This window comes from Microvenator marinus (genome assembly GCF_007993755.1).
GTDB lineage: Bacteria > Myxococcota_A > Bradymonadia > Bradymonadales > Bradymonadaceae > Allomicrovenator > Allomicrovenator marinus.
Genome location: NZ_CP042467.1, coordinates 2,685,466 through 2,703,763, shown reverse-complemented (window position 1 = coordinate 2,703,763; position 18,298 = coordinate 2,685,466). Strand labels below are relative to the sequence as shown.

Here is an 18,298-nt window from a genome sequence, read left to right as displayed (position 1 = left end):
GGCGGAGCCCTCGTCGACAATGAGTACGAGTGTGAAGAAGAAGTGGTGGTTCATAGCTTTCGCCTTGATGGCGGTCGCATACTTTCTTCCCGAGTCGGCAATTGATCGGTTTTCCGGCTGGTTCGGCGTCGAAGAGCCTCAGACCACACCTTTTGATGACCAGATCGCGCGCGCCGATAACGCCTTGCAAACCGACCAAAATCTGGAATTGAGCCGCCAAGAACTCCTAGACCTTCGACCTCAAATTCAGATTCGAAGGCTCGCGGCCAACGGTCCCATCGCCGGTGATAAGATTCCCGAACTTAGGAAGGTCTTGACGGCGTACCACTCCGATACGCTCGTCCGAAAGCCCGAGTTCGAAGCCCGAAATCATGAGGTCTCCCGTCTTCTCAGGCGATGGGAGTTGGCGGATGTTTCCGAAGTCCTAGACACTCTGGACGCCCAGCTGGCCCGCCACGAGACGCGCTTTCAAACCTCCGAGGAGTCTTGCCAGGAGTGCCACTTCCAAACCCTTGATTTGCCAGCAGATCACACAGGACTCTGGCCACTTTGGAACCAAGAACACCACACGGGGCTTCCCATTCTTAGCGATACCGCTGAAATGCAGGCGCTTGAGTTTTGGAGACACCCTGAGCGCCTCGGACAAGGGCCGTTTGCAGATCCGGAGGTCCGCCATATTCTGGAAAAGGGATGTACGGATTGTCACGCGGCTCACGGCGCGCCCGAGTTTGTGGTGGATCTCAAAGCTCGTCAGGCCAATATCGGGTTCTGGGTAGAGACTTTTAAATGGGATTCCTCGCTCTACGTACAAACAAAAATTCAAAACCTCGAAGCGGCACATCGCGTGCCGGGTGGATGGTTCAAGTCCGCCTACGTCGTGGTGGTGGAGGCGCAAAACCTCGAGACCGGCACCAAGCTCAAGGCCTTTCACGGCCCGGCGCTCCCGGAGTTTTTGCAGACGTCCGAGCTGCGTGAAGGCGTGTTTTTTGGCCGTCTCGGTTTAGATGCTCAAGGCAAACCTACGATCGATCCCAACAACTTAGCTGCAATCACGAGCGACACTCGTCTGGAGCCGAGGCGCTTCGAAGATCACGAGTTCATCTTCGAGCTGCCTGAGAATGCCCCCTACAAAGTGATCGCCCGTGTGATCTACCTCCCAGACTATTCGAGCTGGAGCGATGCCATCGACGTTGAGGTTCGGATTCTTCCCTAAGGGGCCGGTCCGTGCTTGCGATCCCGACCTGAAAGCCATATAACGTCGGACAGTCAATTCCTTACTTGGTCGGCGCAATCCTCTATGGCTCCTAACCTCCCGAATTTGAAGCCCGGTGATGTTGTTGCGGGACGTTTCCGTATCGTTGAGATCATCGGTTCGGGTGGCTTCTCGGTGGTCTATCGCGCGCACCAGGAGGATATGAACCGGTTTGTGGCGCTCAAGGTGCTCAAGCCTACCGCGTCTCACGACGCGAAGATCGTGGAGCGATTTCGGCGCGAAGCCTACTTCGCAAGCTACCTCTCGCACGCCAATACCATCACGCTCTATGACTATGGCCACACCGATACCGGTCTCTGTTATATCGCCATGGAGTATCTGGTCGGCAACGACCTCTCCGTCGTGGTTCAGCGACACGAGCCCATGGATCTCAAGCGCGTTTGGAAGATTTTGGTGCAATCGTGTCGCTCACTTGCGGAGGCGCATCGCCTTGGCCTTGTGCACCGCGACCTAAAACCCGAGAACATCTTTCTCACCCAGCGTGAAGAGCAAGAGTACGTCAAGGTTCTGGACTTCGGCGTTTCAAAGGCCATTACGAATATTGGTGATGCCGGCCCAAACACCATGCGCCCTCTCACGCAGGAGGGGACCGTCTTCGGAACACCGCTCTACATGGCGCCCGAGCAGGCGATGGCCGAGGAGATTACCCCTGCCGTAGATGTCTACGCGCTCGGTCATATCGCGTTTGAGATGATCACCGGACATGCTGCCTACGAGCGTTGCACCAACGCCATGGACGTGATGTTGCGCCAGATCAACGATCCGCCGCTCGCGCTTCCGGACCCCTGGAGTGGCTCGCCGTTTTCCGAGCTCATCACCCAATGCACTCAAAAAGACCCGAACTACCGGATTCCTTCGGCGTCGGTGCTGCTCGACAACTTGATGGCCCCCGAGTTCGACGCGTACGCGGACCCGATGGAGAAGCCGTCACGCCCAAGAACACAGGCCCTGCAGGCAGTCGCAGTGGATCCCGCAGACCTCTTGGACGACAAGGAAGTCGAGGAACTTTACCGCTGGGAGCTCGACACTCTCGAGGCCACGTTCAAAGAGTGCCAATCCACCAATCAGCCCCGTCTCGTGGTGATTCGTGGTGTGCCGGGTTCAGGTCGCTCCAACCTACTGCGTGCGTTCCTCAGGCGCTCTCGCGGCGCTGATAATACCCTTGTTTTGCATCGCGGACCGAGCGCCGAGGCCAGCGAAACGAGTCTCGAAACCGAGCTTTCTGTACTCACCGGCAAAGCGCTTCAGGGCTCGGGAATCGTTGAGGTTAAACGCCTCCTGATGGAGCTCTACGGTGAGGATCAAGAACTCGCGTTTTCTGCGGACCAAATTCAGCGTGATTCGCGGCCACTTCAGGCGCTCAGCTCCATGCGCGACAGCCTGCTCGCCCGCATATCCGGGCCCTTTAGAGCGCTCGCCAAACGTCGAACGCTCGTTTGGGGCCTTGAGAACCTGGAGCGTCTTGATACGCTGACTCTGGCGTTTCTCGACCGATTTTTCCGGGACCTTCAGGCGGACCCGAAACCTGTGATGCTCGTGGTCACGGTCGACCCCGATGAACTCGGACAGCGCACGGGATTGGCCCGTTACACGGAGTCCCTGCTCCAGGCTGGTCGCCCCTTTGCGCGTCAGATGCATCTCGTCACCGAAGACGAGGACGAGGAGGTGCTCGCCACTCAACGGATGCAGGCCATTCCCGAGTTTGTTCAGCGTGACGGTTCGTACGTAGGCGCCGGCCTGAGTGACTCAGAGGCTGATGATGAGCCCCTGACGCAGCGGATTGAGCTCGACGAGACCCCGCAGGACTCCTCGAGTGCATTCGACACCATTTTGGGATATCTCGCGCAGCTCGGTGACGAAGTCCCGCTAGACCTATGGAAACTCGTCTACGCCCGCATCCTCTCCACGGACCTGATTCGAGTGGCAGATATGGTCATTCATCAGGCCGAAAAGTTCGGAATCCTGCACGTTCATGACGAAGTCATACGTTTTTCCAAGCCGGGTTTTGCCGAGACTCTAAGACAGGGTTTTGAGGCTATCGAAGGGGTAAAGGCTGCGCATCTCAAGCTCGCCGAGCTCATGCAGCAATTCTACAACCAGCCGTCCTTGACGCAGGTCAAACTCATCGCGTCGCATTATCGGCGTGGTGGCAAGTCGGCGCAGGCCCTCAATATCCTGATGGATCAGGGCGAGATGGCTTTCCAGCGTTTGGACCTCGACAGCGCCCGCGAGTTCTATCTTTCGGTCCAGAAAATCGTCGAGTCTGACGCACCGCCACCTTCGGGCTGGGGTCTTGAAGAAGCCCAGATTTGGCTCCGATTGGGTGAGGTCCACGGGGCACTTCGTGAACACGGTGCCGCTGAAGATGCGCTGAACAAAGCCATGCGGACCCTGCGCCTCGACGACCGCGAGACCGAGGGCAAGGCCAACAAGCTTTTGGGCGACCTCGCCGTGTACCAAGAACGATACACCAACGCCCTTAAATTCTTCGACAAGGCGCGCGACGCCTACCGCGTCATGGGCTCCAATCGACCCTTTGTGGCGATCACAAACGAAATGGGTCGCGTTGCCTTGCTCCAGGGACGAACCGGACTCGCCGAAGACCTCTCTCGGCAGGCGCTCGAGATGGCGCAAAGGCTCCAAGAGCCGCTGCTTTTGGCCCGCGTAAACCGCCAACTCGGCGGTGTGCTCACAAGGCGCGGTCGATTCTCCGAGGCCAGAGAACACCTGAAGCACGCACTAAGTATTTTCGAGAGCCGCGCTCGCGATTCTGACACCGTAGAATGCCTCATCGAGCTCGGTCAGGCCGAGTTCGCCGACGCTTCCTATGCCGACGCTCAAGACCATTTCAGGCGCGCGATCGGTCTTGCTGCATCGCACCATCATAACTCTCTTCATGACGCAAACCTTGGCTTGGCCTGGGCCTATGCCGCTCAGGGCCATGTGGCCGAAGCCACCGAGCACCTGGAACAAGTGTTATCTAGGGTGCGAGCAAACCAGGACCGTCAACGCATCACGGAAGTCCTTTTGCACCTTGGTGACGCGCGATTTGCCGCAGGAAATCTGGCCGATGCGCGCGTGAGCTACAACGGGACACTCGAGCTCGCCGAGGCGATTGGTCTGAGGCGAATCTGGGTCGCGGCTATGGTCCGTTTGGCCTACCTCCACCTCGAAGAAGGCGAAGAACCACAGGTGTTTAAGGCGCTTGGAAAGGCGCTCTCACGTTGTGAGGAGCTCGGGTACACCGAAGGACAACTGCAGGTGAAGTCGCACGTCATCTACATCCAGCTTCTGCTCTACGGCTTCCCACCAAGCGGGGAGACCTTCTCGGGCCTTCTTCAGAAAGAGGAAGACTCGCCGCGCGTGGCCTCTCTGACGTACCTCTTCCGCGCCGACGTGGCCGCTGCGCGCGGCGAATACGCAAACGCGCTTAGCTTCCTGAGATACGCCCACGTCTCTGCAGCTCAGGTAGGCGACTACACTATGTTCATTCCGATCGCGCGCCGACTCAACCTCGTCAAGGACGCCATGGCACAGCCCGTGGACCCTCTCACCAACGGTTGGGGGCTCGGCGCCATGGTCCCGCCCGAAGTAGGGCGTCGCCGATTCGACCGACTCCCCAAAGCAGGTTAGAAGTTGCGTAGCGTCCGAGTTCGTCTAGACTGTGCGCATGGCCGTTGACCTCAGACCCGGTGATCGTTTCCTCGACCGCTTCAGAATCGAATACCTCGCCGCTGAGGGGGGGATGGCATCGATCTATTCAGCGCGTGACGAGCTAACTTCGCACTCCATCGCGGTCAAAGTTCTCTATCCGTACTACTCGGACAACGCCATCATTCGGACGCGATTCCTCGAAGAAGGGCGAATTCAACAACTCCTCAAACACCCAAATATCGTGCGGGTTTTCCAGATTTTGGACGAGCCGTTGATGGCCATTCTGATGGAGTTTGTGGATGGTCCAACCCTTGACGAATACCTGGGTGACGAGGGCCCGCTCAGCCAGGAACAGGTTATCGATGTCATCATTCCGGTGATGTCGGCGCTCGGATTTGCCCATAGCCGCGGCATCATCCACCGAGATATCAAGCCATCAAACATCCTGCTCCAAGACTCCGACGTTCGGCGTCCAAAAGTCGTTGATTTCGGGGTCGCCAAGGTCAAGGGCGGCCGCCAGGACTTAACGGCGACGGGGACCACCGTCGGGACACTTCACTACATGAGCCCCGAACAAATCGTAGGCTCCAAGTCCATCGACGGCCGCGCGGATATCTACTCCGTGGGCGTGACCATGTACAAATTGGTCACGGGCGAGGTGCCCTTCAACGCGCCCACCGAGTTTGCGCTCATGATGGCCCAGGTCGAGGCCCCGCCTCTGCCGCCGAGCCGGCTTCGAAGCGGCCTCTCCAAAGAGCTTGAGGCCATCATCCTCAAGGCCATGGAGAAGAAGCCCGATGACCGCTTCCAGTCCATCCGCGAGTTCACCCAGGCGTTGCTCTCGTTGCGAATTGATTCGCAGGGGACCATCCGAGACACCGTCAGCGAGCGGATTTCCGTTCAACTTCTCGACTTCGCCATGCAGGCCGATGAGGTCGCGCAAGATTTGACCGGTGAAATGGACCTCGAATTGGCCACGATGCCGCTCAAGAGCGAGCCGCCGCTCGATACCCCCACGCAGGAAATCGAGGAGACGCTCAAGATCGACAGGCGCCAACTCCTGAAGGCCGCAGAATCGGCCGGATACGCGGTGGCGGCGGATAAACACTCCGAGCCCACCGTGCAAATCGGGGCGTCTGAGCTCGCGCAACTCACCGGGCGTGAACCTGAAATCGATGAAAGTGCCCCGACTGAGAACATCCCGTCCTTACAATCGAGACTGAAAGCCGCCGATTCAAAGGCCGAGACTCGGCCCGTCAAGCCGATGAGGCTCAGAACGGGTGAGCTCCCACGGGTTCAAGCACCTGACCAAGACGCGAAGACCGATGAGGTGGATTCCACGCGCCCCTCCACACCTTCGGCCAAACGAGAGCGGCTTGCCTCATCCATTCCGCAGCTCAATCCTCTGGCTGGTAGTGCCCACGTCGATAGTGCGGATATGACGCGCCCGGAGCTCAAACCCAGAACGGATGAGGATTTGCCTACGCCGGTCTTGGACCGTCCTTCGGTTCAAGCCAAACCACTCGAGCCGCCGCGCCCATCAGGTAGTGCTGAGGCCCTCGAGCTCGATGTTCACCCCCGTGTGAAAAGGCCTTCCGGCCCGAAGATGGTGCTCGGCAAGAATTACGCAGACACACAGGAAAGAACACGAGAAAAACCCAGGCTTGTCCCACCTGTGGCGCCCTCGCAAATGGGTTTCCCTCCGCTACCGACACCCCGGCAAAATCCCCAGTCGCGTCCCGTGCAGCCCTTGCCGCAACCGGCTCCGGACCAGCCCAATTCAGGGCTTCAACAGGTTCGGCCTCCAGATAACCAGCCGCAGCCAAGGCGCCCACAAGACCTCACCGAGTCGAATAATCTGAACAAGAAACGACTCGCGATCGGAATAGTTTTGCTCCTGATGCTCCTTGTCTTAGTCGTGTTCATCGTGTTGAGCATTGTCCCATAAGCCGCAATTGACATCCCCAACCAATCCGTTAATCATTCGCCGACTCTGCTCAAGGAAGAGACTATGCACTCCACGCGAATACTCATTGTTCTTGCAATTCTAAGTTGGGCCAACCTGGCGAGCGCTCAGGAATTTACGGACGGCGTCCGCTCCGGCGGAATGGGTGATGCGTTCACGGCGGTCGCCGAGGGCACGAGCGGGATTTACCACAATCCAGCAGGCATCGCGCGAGCCACACTCTACGCCATCGATGGCACCTTCGAATACAATCCGACGGGCAGCGTGCTCAACGCCTCGGTCTCGGATAGTCGCACCAATCCCAATCTCGCCGCGGGCGTTGGGTACTCGTATCATATTGGCCGCGACGCAGCCGACGGCATCGATGGCCATGATATTCGCCTCGCGCTTGCGGTCCCGGTTGTTCCAGACCGCGTCGCAATCGGAGTCGGTGGCCGCTACCTCATCGTTAAAGACAATGACGTGGAGCTCATGAACGGCTTCACGCTCGATGCAGGTGCTATCTTTAAGGTCACCGAAGGCTTTCACCTCGGCGTGGTCGGAAAAAACCTTGTCGATCAATGTGATAAGATAGAGTGTGCACCTATCGCGCCTCTCACCATTGCTGGCGGCGCATCCTTCGCCACAAACTTCGGTCTCGTGCTTGCGGGCGATGTGGGCTTCGACCTGACCACCACAGACGATACGGCCATAGAATTCGCGTTTGGCGCAGAATACCTGGCGGTCATGGTGCCGCTGCGTGTCGGGTTCGAGCGAAAAGATGCGGTGGACACGTCCATGCTCACATTCGGTGCAGGCTGGCGCTCGAAAGCAGCAGGATTTGATGTTGGCTACCAACTCGACCTCGCCAATACCGAGCGCATGATTTTTATGGGTTCGTTCGCAATCTACCTCTAAATCTTGAGACCAAAACATGGAAAGCCGAATTCGCCAGACTCTGAGTCGTGCGTTTGACCAAGACGTGGCTGAAAAAGCCTCGCTTGAAAACTTGGGTGGGCATGCGTCGCTCCGCATTTACTGGCGAATCACCTTGTCCGAGGCGGGCCCGCGCGGCGAGTCCACCTTGATGGCCATGGTCCTTCCCGAGGACTTTGACCCGGGCAAGAGTGAAGAGGGTGGCGAGAATCCGGAAACCGCTGAGTTGCCCTTTGTCAACGTGCAACGCTATCTCGCGCGGCTCGGTCTGCCCGTGGGCGCCATCGACTTCGTGGACATGGAGCTTGGGGTTCTTCTTCTCGAAGACCTCGGCAACACCATGTTCGAGAATATCTACCTCAACGCACCCGACCAAGCAGAGGCCCACTACCAGCGCGCGATTGACTTGCTAGTAGACTTCCAAGTTGCCACGCTCGATGACGGTGAGTGTGATTGCATCGGGTACGAAAAGTCTTTTGATGAGGCACTGCTGCTCTGGGAACTCGACCATTATCGCGAGTGGGGTCTCGACGAGCACTATGGCGCCGACACGCTAGGCACGCACCGTGCCGAACTTCAGGCCTATTTTCAGCAAATCGTCGACAAGCTGCTGGACCTGCCTCAGACGCTGGTGCTTCGCGATTACCAATCACGAAACATCATGGAGAAGGGCGGAAAGCTTCATCTCATCGACTTCCAAGACGCGCTCATGGGGCCGTTTGTCTACGATTTGGTGGCCTTGTTAAGAGACTCGTATATCGTGCTCGACCCCGATCTCGTGGCGCGCCTCGTGGCCTATTATGTTCAGGCCGGTCAGGCCAAGGATCTTCCATGGTGCGAGGACGAAGCCTTGGTCAAAGAGGCTTTCTACCTCCAAACGGTCCAGCGAAAACTCAAAGATGCCGGTCGCTTTATCTTCATCGATAAGGTCAAAGGAAATCCAAACTTTCTGCCTTATTACGAGCCGTCCATTGGCTACGTCAAAGATGCCTTGGAACGCCTTGAGTTCGCGGGGCTGGCCCAGTTGCTAAGCGAAGTAGAACCCGCATTCGGCAAGGAGTAGTCCATGCGCGGCCGCTACGCCCCGAGCCCTACCGGCCCACAACACCTCGGAAACCTCAGAACAGCGCTCCTGGCGTGGCTGATTGCTCGCCTGAGCGGCGCGGAGTTCGTGATCCGAATGGAGGACATAGATATTCCGCGGACGCGTCCTGGGAGCGCTGAGGCGATTTTGGAAGACTTGAAGTGGCTCGGCCTGGATTGGGACCATGGCCCAACCACTTTGGATGCCGCCGACCCGTGGATGCAGACCTCACGCACCCACCTCTACGAACGCGCCTTGGAATTCCTCAAAGAGCAGGGCCTCGTCTATCCATGCTGGTGTACCCGCCGTGAAATCCAAGAGGCGTCCGCACCCCACGAGCGCGGCGCCGTCTACCCGGGGACTTGCGCAGCGCTTGACGAAGAGGGTCGAGCGAAAATGGCAAAGGAGCGCCCGGACCGGCAGCCGGCATGGAGACTGCGCGTAAGCCCAGATGGTGGTCCGAACATCGTCAAGGTACATGACCAGATTCTCGGGACGCTCGAACAAGACCTCGTCTTTGAGGTCGGTGACCAAGTATTGCTTCGAAGCGACGGCCTCTGGGCCTACCAGCTCGCCGTTGTGGTCGATGACTTGGACATGGGCGTGACTCAAATTGTCAGAGGGCAAGACCTCTTCGATTCAACTCCACGTCAGGTATGGCTCGCCGAAATTCTGAAATCCGAATTCAACCCGGGTTTTCAGGGGTTTGAGACCTGGCACGTACCACTCGTTCTGGACCAGAATGGCGAGCGAATGGCCAAGCGAAATGAAGCCGCGCAAGTGGATAGAAGTCAGCCTCCTGAGCGGGTCATCGGTCAATTGATACGCACCCTCGGTTGGGATTTTGGTGATATCAGCGCCTCGGATCTTTTGCGCCAAATCAGCCTCGAGAGCATCAGAGAACTTTAGGGAGTGTCTATGAAATCAATCAACCCAGCGACCCAAACGCTGATTCGAGAATATCCAGATCATAATTCCGAAGACGTGGAAGAAATGCTCGAGCGCAGCAGTAGAGCGTTTCGAGATTTTTCGAAGACGAGCTTCGACCAGCGTGCCGACATGCTGAATCAGGCCGCGGCCGTTCTGCGCGAAAAGAAAGAACAATGGGCTCGGCTCATGACCGAGGAGATGGGAAAACCCATCAAAGAAGCGCGGGCAGAGGTCGAAAAATGCGCGTGGGTGTGTGAGCACTACGCCGAGACTGGGGCTCAAGGACTTAAGCCGAAGAAGATAGAGACCGATGCCACAAACTCATGGGTTCAATTTCAGCCGCTCGGCACCGTTCTGGCCGTGATGCCATGGAACTTTCCGTTCTGGCAGGTCTTCAGGTTTGCGGCGCCAACCCTTATGGCGGGTAATACCGCCCTCCTAAAACACGCCGGAAATGTCAGTGGGTGCGCGCTCGCCATCGAAGAGATTTTTGCGCAGGCCCAGGTTCCAGATGGAGTGTTTCAAACTCTGCTCATTGACCACGATTTGGCCGAAAAAGTCATCAAAGATAGACGCGTTCACGCGGTGAGTTTGACGGGGTCGACGCGTGCCGGTCGAGCAGTCGCAAGTGTGGCGGGCCAAGCGCTCAAGCCCACATTGCTTGAGCTCGGTGGCTCGGACCCATTCATCGTGCTCGCTGACGCGAACCTTGAGAAGGCCGCCAAAGAAGCCACGCGTGCGCGATGCCTCAACTCGGGGCAAAGCTGTATCGCCGCCAAGAGATTTATTGTTGTGGATGAAGTCCACGACGAGTTCATCCACCTCTTCCGAAAAGAGATGCGTGCCCTGAAAATTGGCGATCCGACAGACGAGTCCATAGATATTGGCCCTCAGGCCCGGGTAGACCTCGCTGAGGCACTGCACGAACAAGTCAAAGCCAGCATTGCCGCCGGAGCCGTGGCGCTCATGGGCGGCGAGCCTTCTGGCCTTGGTCCCGCGTTCTATCCGCCCACTATCATCTCGCGCGTCGACCCGGGAATGAGCGTCTTTGACGAAGAGACATTTGGGCCTGTTGCCGCCGTGATTCGAGCCAAGAATACCGACCACGCCATCAAGTTGGCGAACCAAACGGAATATGGCCTCGGTGCAAGTCTCTGGACAACATCCGATACCATTCAACCCCTCGTAGACGCCATAGATTCAGGCCATGTGGCCATCAACGGTATCGTCAAGTCGGACCCACGCCTTCCATTCGGAGGCATCAAGGACTCCGGATACGGGCGAGAACTCGGTGAGATGGGACTTCATGCGTTCGTAAACGCCAAAACCGTGGCCGATTTTTCATGAGCCAATACGATATCATCATCATCGGAGCCGGCGCTGGCGCTCTCTCCGCGGCTGTGCAGCTCGCCGGAAAGAAGCGCGTCCTGGTGATTGAGGCGGGGCCGGATCCCGGCGGAAAGATGGGGCGTGCACAGGTCGAAGGCGTGGAGTTCGATACCGGCCCTAGCGTGTTCACCATGACCGATGTAGTAGCATCCGTGTTTAGCAACGCCGGCTTGGACTACCGCGACTACTTGGAGCTCATCGAAGTCGATGGGTTCTCCTACCTTTGGCCCGACAAGACGGCATTGAATATCCGTTTTGCCAAAGGCGACACTCTCGCTGAAATTGAAAGGGTTTTCGGCACGAAACATGCCGAAGAATTTAAGGGATTTCTGGATTACACCGAGGAAATCTGGAATGCGGCAGCCCCAAATTTTGTCTACGGCGAGGCCCCGAGCTTCGGCGGCGCCATCAAGCTTGGCATGACAAAATTTCGTGAATTGATGAAGATCGATCCGATGCGCTCTATGGCCGCTGCCATCGAATCCCGAGTATCTGAGCCGCACCTGCGCGACCTTCTTCTCAGATACGCCACCTACAATGGAAGTCACCCGTGGCGTGCGCCTGCCACCTTGAATTGTATCGCCTGGGTTGAACTCGGGCTTGGGTGTTACGGCATCAAAGGCGGTATGTTCCGCCTTGCCGAGGCCCTTGAGAAGGCAGCCACTGAGAAAGGCGCCGAGTTCGTCTACAACACGCGCGTCACAAGCATCCTAAGAGCCGGAAAGAAGGTCAGCGGCGTGATGTGCGGCGACACGAAGTTCGAAGCGCCTGTGGTGCTTTGTAACGCCGATGTCTCCCATCTCATTCATGACCTCTTGGAAGACTCGCCAATCAAAGAGGCCGGAGAGCCGTCCATGTCTGGCTGGACTGGCGTTATTAAGGCGCGTCGCGTGCCGCGACCATCCCACACCGTACTCTTTCCGGCTCGCCCCTATCAGCAAGAATTTGTGGATATTTTTGATCGTGAGCGGCTGCCAGAGGAGCCAACCATCTACCTTTGCGCACAAGAGAAGAGCCATCAGCGCCCCGGCTGGGAAGACCATGAGCCCATCTTCGCCATGATCAACGCCCCTTACGTCAAAGACATAAACTCAGCGCCACCCGCCGAAGAAGTCGCCGACCAAGTCGCCGACCAAATCAAACAACGCCTGCTCGCCTTCGACCTGATTCACCCCGAAGACACCTGGGTCTGGATGCGCCGTCCCCAAGACCTCGCCGCCCAGTTCCCGGGCTCCCGAGGCAGCATCTATGGCGCCTCCTCAAACTCCCAATTCTCCGCGTTTCAGCGCCCACCAAACCGCGTCAAAGACCTGCCAGGTCTCTTCCTCGCCAGTGGTAGCGCGCACCCCGGTGGCGGCGTTCCCATGTGCCTACTCTCGGGCACCGCCGCTGCAAAACAAATTTTTTCGAACTAATTTTGCAACACTTTCCCAAAGTGTCCGAAAATATAGATAGACGCCCGTGATTTTGCGGGCGCGATTCTAAGGAGACATTATGGGGCTAACATTTACCCACGCAGCCATGGAGAAGCTCTTGGAAAAGAGTCTGGCTTCTGCGTTGCGTTTAACCGGATTGCCTGCTCCCAAGCCTGGAGGCGGCGTCGAAGAAAAGAAGTCAGAATTTACAAGAACACAACCTTCAGTAAGGCGCGCAGACTGCGTGTTTCTTGTTCAGGCGGCACAGGAATACTATGTCATCGCCGAGGTCCAACGAGAGGTCGACGCAGAGAAACCTCAGGCATGGACCGACTATGTGGCTTTCATGAAAGGCCAGGGAATGCCCGTCGAACTCATCGTGGTAACGTTTTCTACTCAAGTCGAGGCATGGGCCAGTAGACCGATTCAGTTCACGAGCCGCGGGAGTTGGACACCTACGGTGATCGGGCCTTCTACCACGCCTCGAATGTTGACCGCCGAGCAGCTTGCAGAAAACCCATGGTGGGGTTTGTTCTGCTCAATGGTTCACGCCCGGAAAGACTACGCAGAACCGCTCTACCGAGCGACAATGAATGAGTGCATTGAGAGCTATGAAGCGGGAAAGCTAACACGTAGGGACATGGACGCAATTTCTGATACAATACTAGAGGTTGTAACTGAGGAAGTCAGGCAACACTTTATGGAGCTAGACATGAGAACACGCACATTTTGGGAAGAATTCAAGGCAGAAGCCAGAGAGGAAGGTAGAGAGGAAGGTATCGAAGAGGGGCTCCGAGCCTCAATTCTCCGCGTCGCAAAGGCCCGGAAACTCGTGCTGAGCACAAGGCACCTAGAGATTCTGGAACGCTGCCATGATCAGCATCGCCTTGAACAATGGCTTGAAGCTATTGTTACAGCTGCTGACGCGAAAGACGTCTTCGAATCCTGAGTTTGTTCCGACTCTTGGATTACCGTTCGGGAATAAAATGCTCGAAATTCATTGAGTTTCTCAAAAAAATCCCGTACGGTAATTGGCATGGAGAGAAAGCCGCAAATACGGGTGTTGGATATGACTGATGTGGGGCTGGCCATTCGCAAAGCGCGAAAGAAGTTGGGCCTCACGCAGGCCGAGCTAGCTGGACTTTGTGCGCTCGGCACCCGATTCGTCTCAGAAGTTGAGCGAGGGAAAGAAAGTGCTGAAGTTGCCAAAGTCCTTCTTCTCCTCCACAGCGTTGGGATTGATGTCTTCGTCCAACCAAGGGACCCAACGCTATGAACGTGCTCTTTCGTGGGTCTGTGGTGGGCTCCGCGACTTTCACTGGCTGGCGCCCAATACAAGACCACGGTCGTGAAGGCTGATGACGACTATTTTTGGCCGTCGAGTGATGAAGCCAGCACCCACATCCTAAAATTCGATTCCCCTCGGTTTCAGCACCTCAGTGTCAACGAATACTTTGTGATGAAGCTCGCCGCGGCACTATCACTCCCGGTAGCGAGTGTGGAGCTTGATTTCCGGCTCGGGCGCCCGTTTCTCGTCGTCGAGCGATTCGATCGCGAGGTTGGAGATGAGGGTGTTGAGCGAATACACCAAGAAGACTTCTGCCAGATTTTAGGTCTGACCCCTTCAAAGAAGTACGACGTGACATTGGCAAATGTTTCAAGAGTTCTTCGAGAACATTCCTCGAAGCCAGTGGTGGACATCCAATCACTCGTTAGATTGACCATTTTCAATGTATTGGCGGGTAACTCCGACGCCCACGCCAAAAACATCTCAATGATGCGTGACTTCCGGGGGTGTAATCTGGCTCCGTTTTACGACCTCGTGTGTACACGAAATTACAGGGGCGTTGACCGAACACTTGCCATGCCCATTGGCCGCAATCGATCACCAGACAACTTGAAGCGAGACGACTGGTCCACGATGGCCAAGCACATCGACGTTTCGCCAAAAATCGTCTTCAATGAGCTCGACCGAATGTGTTCAATGGCCCCAGAAATCATAGATTCGCTAAAAAGCAACCTGCTCGAACAAGGTGCTCAGCGAGAAGCTCTTGATGATGTTTCCCGCACCTTGCTCAAGAGGCTGCCCGCAACACGTTCTATTTGACACTACTTTGGCCAATGGTTAGCTTCGCGTCAACGGTAGGGAACGTAGTACTAACAATTTCGCCATGGATTAAACCTAGAAGCATCCCTTCGGTCGAATTGGTTTTTCACCAGAGAGTCTAAGGTCTTTGTCCGCTAGGTTTGGACCCCCAGCCGCCATGGGTTTTGAAGAGGTCAAGCAATGAAACAAGGTTTATCTCTCGCTCTGGCATTTAGTTTTTTGGTCCTGTGTCACGGGTGCTCGGAAGACGAACCCGGTGATGGGAAGAACACGTCCATTGAGGACATGGGACAGGATGCCCCAGCCGACGTGCCCGAAGACGCTGAGCCGGATCAGTTTGTGCCACCTGTCTATTCAACCTTCGAGGTAAAGGTTTGCCAAGACCAGTTTGGAGATAAAGTTACTATTTACGCTGAGCATAGCGAACCGTCTGGGTGTCTTCTTCTCACTCTTAGCCGTGAGGAAGCTTCCGCCAACCAAAGTCTGGTTACGGATGAAGGTTGGCGACTCTTAGCTGCTTCAGTAGTCGATGATTCTGGCTGTCCGTCAGAGATTCCCGGTGATCAATCTCAACATGCGAATGTAGACCAAGTTAGTGGTGAGGTTTCTCTTGAGTATGCCATTGACGATTATCCAGTGACACTGACAGAAGGAAGAGTCGAAGTTGCGCTCAGCGAAAGTAATGGCAATCCTTTTGGTACTTCGGTCCTAAAGGTTGAGATGTCGGACATACCGGTCCTGATCTGTCCTGGAGGTCCAGTCGATGAGTAAGAAGTTTACAACCCTGGGGTTTCTCTTGTTGTGCGCAGCATGCAGTTCAAATCAGGATTCCGGTCCGTGGGAACTCGGTGAAGATGCCGGGGGAGATGCAACCGCTGACATGAATGTTGAAGAGGATATGGCGCCGTTGAATCGAGTGTACGCGTTATCCGATTTCAGTGGTGGATATGATTATTGGGGGATTCGTGCCTCGTCCACTCAGGAGTGTTTGAACGTTGTATTGAGCAATTCGGTCTCAGCTTCGCCGTTTGAAAACGTAGTCTCAGCTCAATCCGTAGAGTCCATCTTCATTGAGGACCAGGCGTGTGTGGCCGGCGCGCCCATGCACAAAGGTGCGGCGCCTGAGACGGCGTTGAGCGCATCATCAGCCGCAGGTTCTATCGAGATCTTCGAGGACTATATCTCGGCAGATCTTACGATTGAATTTGAGGGGAGGCCGGCGGTGAAGATTCAGGAAACACAAATCGAGTTTGAATAACCCATCAGCCCACGATTTCCTCAATCACAAGGCTGCAGCCCCGCAGATCGGCCTCAGGGGCACGCCCTTCCAACACAAAACCGCCGGCTCGCCTCTGACCAATGTCGGAGGTCTGTACGGCCATCACGCTGTCTAAGTTCGCAAGGTCGTACCAACGAATAAGGCCGCGGGCATCCGGTGTGTCAAGCACCTCCAGAGACACAGGGTCCACAATCTCAACCCTGGCCCAACCTGGCGTTCGGAACACGGCTTCTTCATGACCTACGCCACGCACCATGGCGTCTGTATAGGCCTGACTCGAGAGCTCGGTCATGCTGTACTCACTGAGCGCGTGGCTCGGAGCGATCCCCAATCGGCTGCCAAACAACGCATAAAGCTCAGCCCGAGATACCTCGCGGGTCCGGCCCTTTAAGCCTCCCGTTTCAAGCACTCGAGAGCCAGGCGCAAGCTTCCATCTCAGGTCGCCAACCGTGTCCAGAAAATCCACGTACGCAAACGCCGTCCCGAGGATGAAGACCGGCACCTTGGATTTTTCCAAAAAGTCCAAAGCGTCCACAACCCCGTCATAATCAAACTCGAACTCGCCGTTCTCTTCTCGGGCGAGGAAAAAACCGCTGTACCGCGGGTCGCCACACGTCTTGAGCAGCTCGCCGCACATAAAACTCAACGAACTCTCGGGCATTTCGCCCGGCGCCGCGGCGAGCACCAGGATGGGCATTCGGCCCTTGGGGAGGCAGTAGTTGCGAAACGGGCCCTCGATGGCCGCGCGGTACACGTCCAGATTCAAAAAGTGGTGTTTGCCGCGCGCATCCAATGTGGTGCCGCTCGTCAAAAACGTATGCGTGACCGCGTCAGGTGCCGTGCTCAACTCCACGTACTTAAACGCGTCGGTAGGCACAGCCGGCACCTCGCGCCATCCACTGACGCTCGAGATTCCACGCCCTTCAGCTAGATTTCTATAGGGCGCATTATGCTCGAACTGGTGCGCAAAAATTCGGGTCGCCCAGGCGTCGAAATCACGGTCCCAATCTGTATTTGGGTCATTGATAGCTTCGATGAGCTCGGCTCGGAGCGCGTTCATTCGTTCGATCCACACGGCAGGGGAGCAAGGCCAATGATAAACTCGCCTTCTTCCATCTCAAAGATCCGATTTCCGCGCGCCGGACGGCCCATAATCTCGAGCTCGGTGGTCGCAAATCTCCACACACGTCCGTGGCTCGTCGAAACCACAAGGTCTTCGGAGTTCACACAGGGCACTACGGCAACCACGGTATCACCCGGGTCCAATTTGCAGACCTGCATGCCGCCACCACCGCGTCCTTGTTGGCGGAACTCATCGAACCAGAGCCTCTTGGACCAGCCAAACTTCGTGATGACCGCAACTTGTTCGACTTCATTCGTGAGGAACGCCGAGACCACGGAGTCATCATCACCGTCCAACTTCATGACGTTGACGCCCACGGCCTTTCGCCCCATTGAGCGCATATCGTCGGCATCAAAATGAATCCCCTGACCCATGGCCGAGGCACAAAACACGCCGTTCTTTGTGGGGCCGGCAAGCACAGCCACAGGCACATCGTCGTCGTTGAGCAGAAATGCTTCCTTCCCAGTCCTATCGAGCGTTCTTCCAATCTCAGAAACCTCAGACGCCTTTCCCTTGGCATCGCGAGTGATATGGATGACGCGACCCTCGTACATCGCCTTTCTGGGCAGGACAAACCGGATATTTTCTCCGCCCTGTAGCGGCAAAATTTGGCCCATATCACGAACCGGCGACTCGCCCATCCACTGAGGCACAAGCCTTGGGTCCACGCCAAAGAAGCGGCCGAGATTTGAGAAGAGGAACACGCCATCCGACGTGCCGATATGCGAGAAAGACCGCATCGGGCCAGCGTCCTCAGGAGGAGGCAAAAACTCCGGTGCGTCCGTTGCCTCGAGCTCCTCGCCGTCTATCCAAAACAATGTCCCGTCGTCACTCACAACGTAGACAGGCTCACGGGCGGCTGCGGTCTTGAGCCGCTGAATCGCGCCCTCCTCGCGGTCCTTCGCCGCCGATGTTCGCGCCTTCTTCTGCACCAGGTCGCAGAGCGCGGCAATCAATGCCGCATCCCACGTGCCATAGGCGTCAAGCGCGTCTTCCCAGAGTTCTGGGTGATGAGTTGGGGCGGCCGTTGCCAGTAATTCGTCGTCGCCACCCTCTTGGCTTGCGACCTCTTGTATTCTCTCGATGATGCTCGCCATGTTGTCCTCGTGCGCTAGTTGCGCGGGAGACTAACTCTTTGCGCTGATATCAGTCAACGCACGGGG

The 18,298-nt window shown here is 56.7% G+C and carries 15 protein-coding genes; 13 read left to right on the top strand and 2 right to left on the bottom strand.

The features are described from left to right. Positions 1 to 31 precede the first annotated feature (31 nt). From FRD01_RS11055 to FRD01_RS10995, 13 genes are all read left to right on the top strand, one after another. Positions 32 to 1,213: a hypothetical protein gene (locus FRD01_RS11055; protein ID WP_146959584.1), complete on the top strand. Its 1,182-nt coding sequence runs from the start codon at positions 32 to 34 to the stop codon at positions 1,211 to 1,213. Positions 1,214 to 1,297: 84 nt separating this feature from the next. Continuing rightward, complete coding sequence (locus tag FRD01_RS11050; RefSeq protein WP_146959582.1) at positions 1,298 to 4,906, top strand: serine/threonine-protein kinase; 3,609 nt, start codon at positions 1,298 to 1,300, stop codon at positions 4,904 to 4,906. A 37-nt stretch (positions 4,907 to 4,943) separates the two neighbouring features. Next, positions 4,944 to 6,875 (top strand): serine/threonine-protein kinase, encoded by a 1,932-nt coding sequence (locus tag FRD01_RS11045; RefSeq protein ID WP_146959580.1) that lies wholly within the window; start codon positions 4,944 to 4,946, stop codon positions 6,873 to 6,875. A gap of 63 nt (positions 6,876 to 6,938) precedes the next feature. Next, on the top strand, positions 6,939 to 7,790 hold the full coding sequence (locus tag FRD01_RS11040) for a PorV/PorQ family protein (RefSeq protein ID WP_146959578.1): 852 nt from the start codon (positions 6,939 to 6,941) through the stop codon (positions 7,788 to 7,790). A 16-nt stretch (positions 7,791 to 7,806) separates the two neighbouring features. After that, on the top strand, positions 7,807 to 8,871 hold the full coding sequence (locus FRD01_RS11035) for an aminoglycoside phosphotransferase family protein (protein WP_146959576.1): 1,065 nt from the start codon (positions 7,807 to 7,809) through the stop codon (positions 8,869 to 8,871). A gap of 3 nt (positions 8,872 to 8,874) precedes the next feature. Further along, positions 8,875 to 9,801: a tRNA glutamyl-Q(34) synthetase GluQRS gene (gluQRS, locus tag FRD01_RS11030; RefSeq protein ID WP_146959574.1), complete on the top strand. Its 927-nt coding sequence runs from the start codon at positions 8,875 to 8,877 to the stop codon at positions 9,799 to 9,801. 9 nt (positions 9,802 to 9,810) lie between these two features. Continuing rightward, positions 9,811 to 11,169 carry an NAD-dependent succinate-semialdehyde dehydrogenase gene (locus FRD01_RS11025; protein WP_146959572.1) on the top strand — a complete coding sequence of 453 codons (1,359 nt, stop codon included), beginning with the start codon at positions 9,811 to 9,813 and terminating at the stop codon, positions 11,167 to 11,169. Next, positions 11,166 to 12,626, top strand: a complete 1,461-nt coding sequence (locus FRD01_RS11020; RefSeq protein WP_146959570.1) for a phytoene desaturase family protein — start codon at positions 11,166 to 11,168, stop codon at positions 12,624 to 12,626. Before FRD01_RS11025 ends, FRD01_RS11020 begins: the two co-directional genes overlap by 4 nt. Positions 12,627 to 12,705: 79 nt before the next feature. Next, complete coding sequence (locus FRD01_RS11015) at positions 12,706 to 13,575, top strand: hypothetical protein (protein ID WP_146959569.1); 870 nt, start codon at positions 12,706 to 12,708, stop codon at positions 13,573 to 13,575. An 87-nt stretch (positions 13,576 to 13,662) separates the two neighbouring features. Beyond that, complete coding sequence (locus tag FRD01_RS11010; RefSeq protein ID WP_249756182.1) at positions 13,663 to 13,902, top strand: helix-turn-helix domain-containing protein; 240 nt, start codon at positions 13,663 to 13,665, stop codon at positions 13,900 to 13,902. Positions 13,903 to 13,914: 12 nt separating this feature from the next. Then, the gene (locus FRD01_RS11005) at positions 13,915 to 14,733 is read left to right on the top strand and encodes a HipA domain-containing protein (protein ID WP_146959567.1); all 819 of its coding nucleotides are present in this window, start codon (positions 13,915 to 13,917) and stop codon (positions 14,731 to 14,733) included. Between the two features lie 180 nt (positions 14,734 to 14,913). After that, a complete protein-coding gene (locus tag FRD01_RS11000) occupies positions 14,914 to 15,504 on the top strand; it encodes a hypothetical protein (RefSeq protein ID WP_146959565.1) in 591 nt (196 codons plus the stop codon). Then, positions 15,497 to 15,991 (top strand): hypothetical protein, encoded by a 495-nt coding sequence (locus FRD01_RS10995; RefSeq protein WP_146959563.1) that lies wholly within the window; start codon positions 15,497 to 15,499, stop codon positions 15,989 to 15,991. Before FRD01_RS11000 ends, FRD01_RS10995 begins: the two co-directional genes overlap by 8 nt. Positions 15,992 to 15,995: 4 nt before the next feature. Here FRD01_RS10995 and FRD01_RS10990 read toward each other — a convergent pair whose 3' ends face one another. Both FRD01_RS10990 and FRD01_RS10985 read right to left on the bottom strand, forming a co-directional pair. Then, positions 15,996 to 17,072 (bottom strand): long-chain-fatty-acid--protein ligase, encoded by a 1,077-nt coding sequence (locus FRD01_RS10990; protein ID WP_146959561.1) that lies wholly within the window; start codon positions 17,070 to 17,072, stop codon positions 15,996 to 15,998. Next, positions 17,069 to 18,232, bottom strand: coding sequence for a DNA gyrase C-terminal beta-propeller domain-containing protein (locus FRD01_RS10985; protein ID WP_146959559.1), 1,164 nt, complete (start codon positions 18,230 to 18,232; stop codon positions 17,069 to 17,071). The genes FRD01_RS10990 and FRD01_RS10985 overlap by 4 nt, the downstream gene beginning before the upstream one ends. Positions 18,233 to 18,298 lie beyond the last annotated feature (66 nt).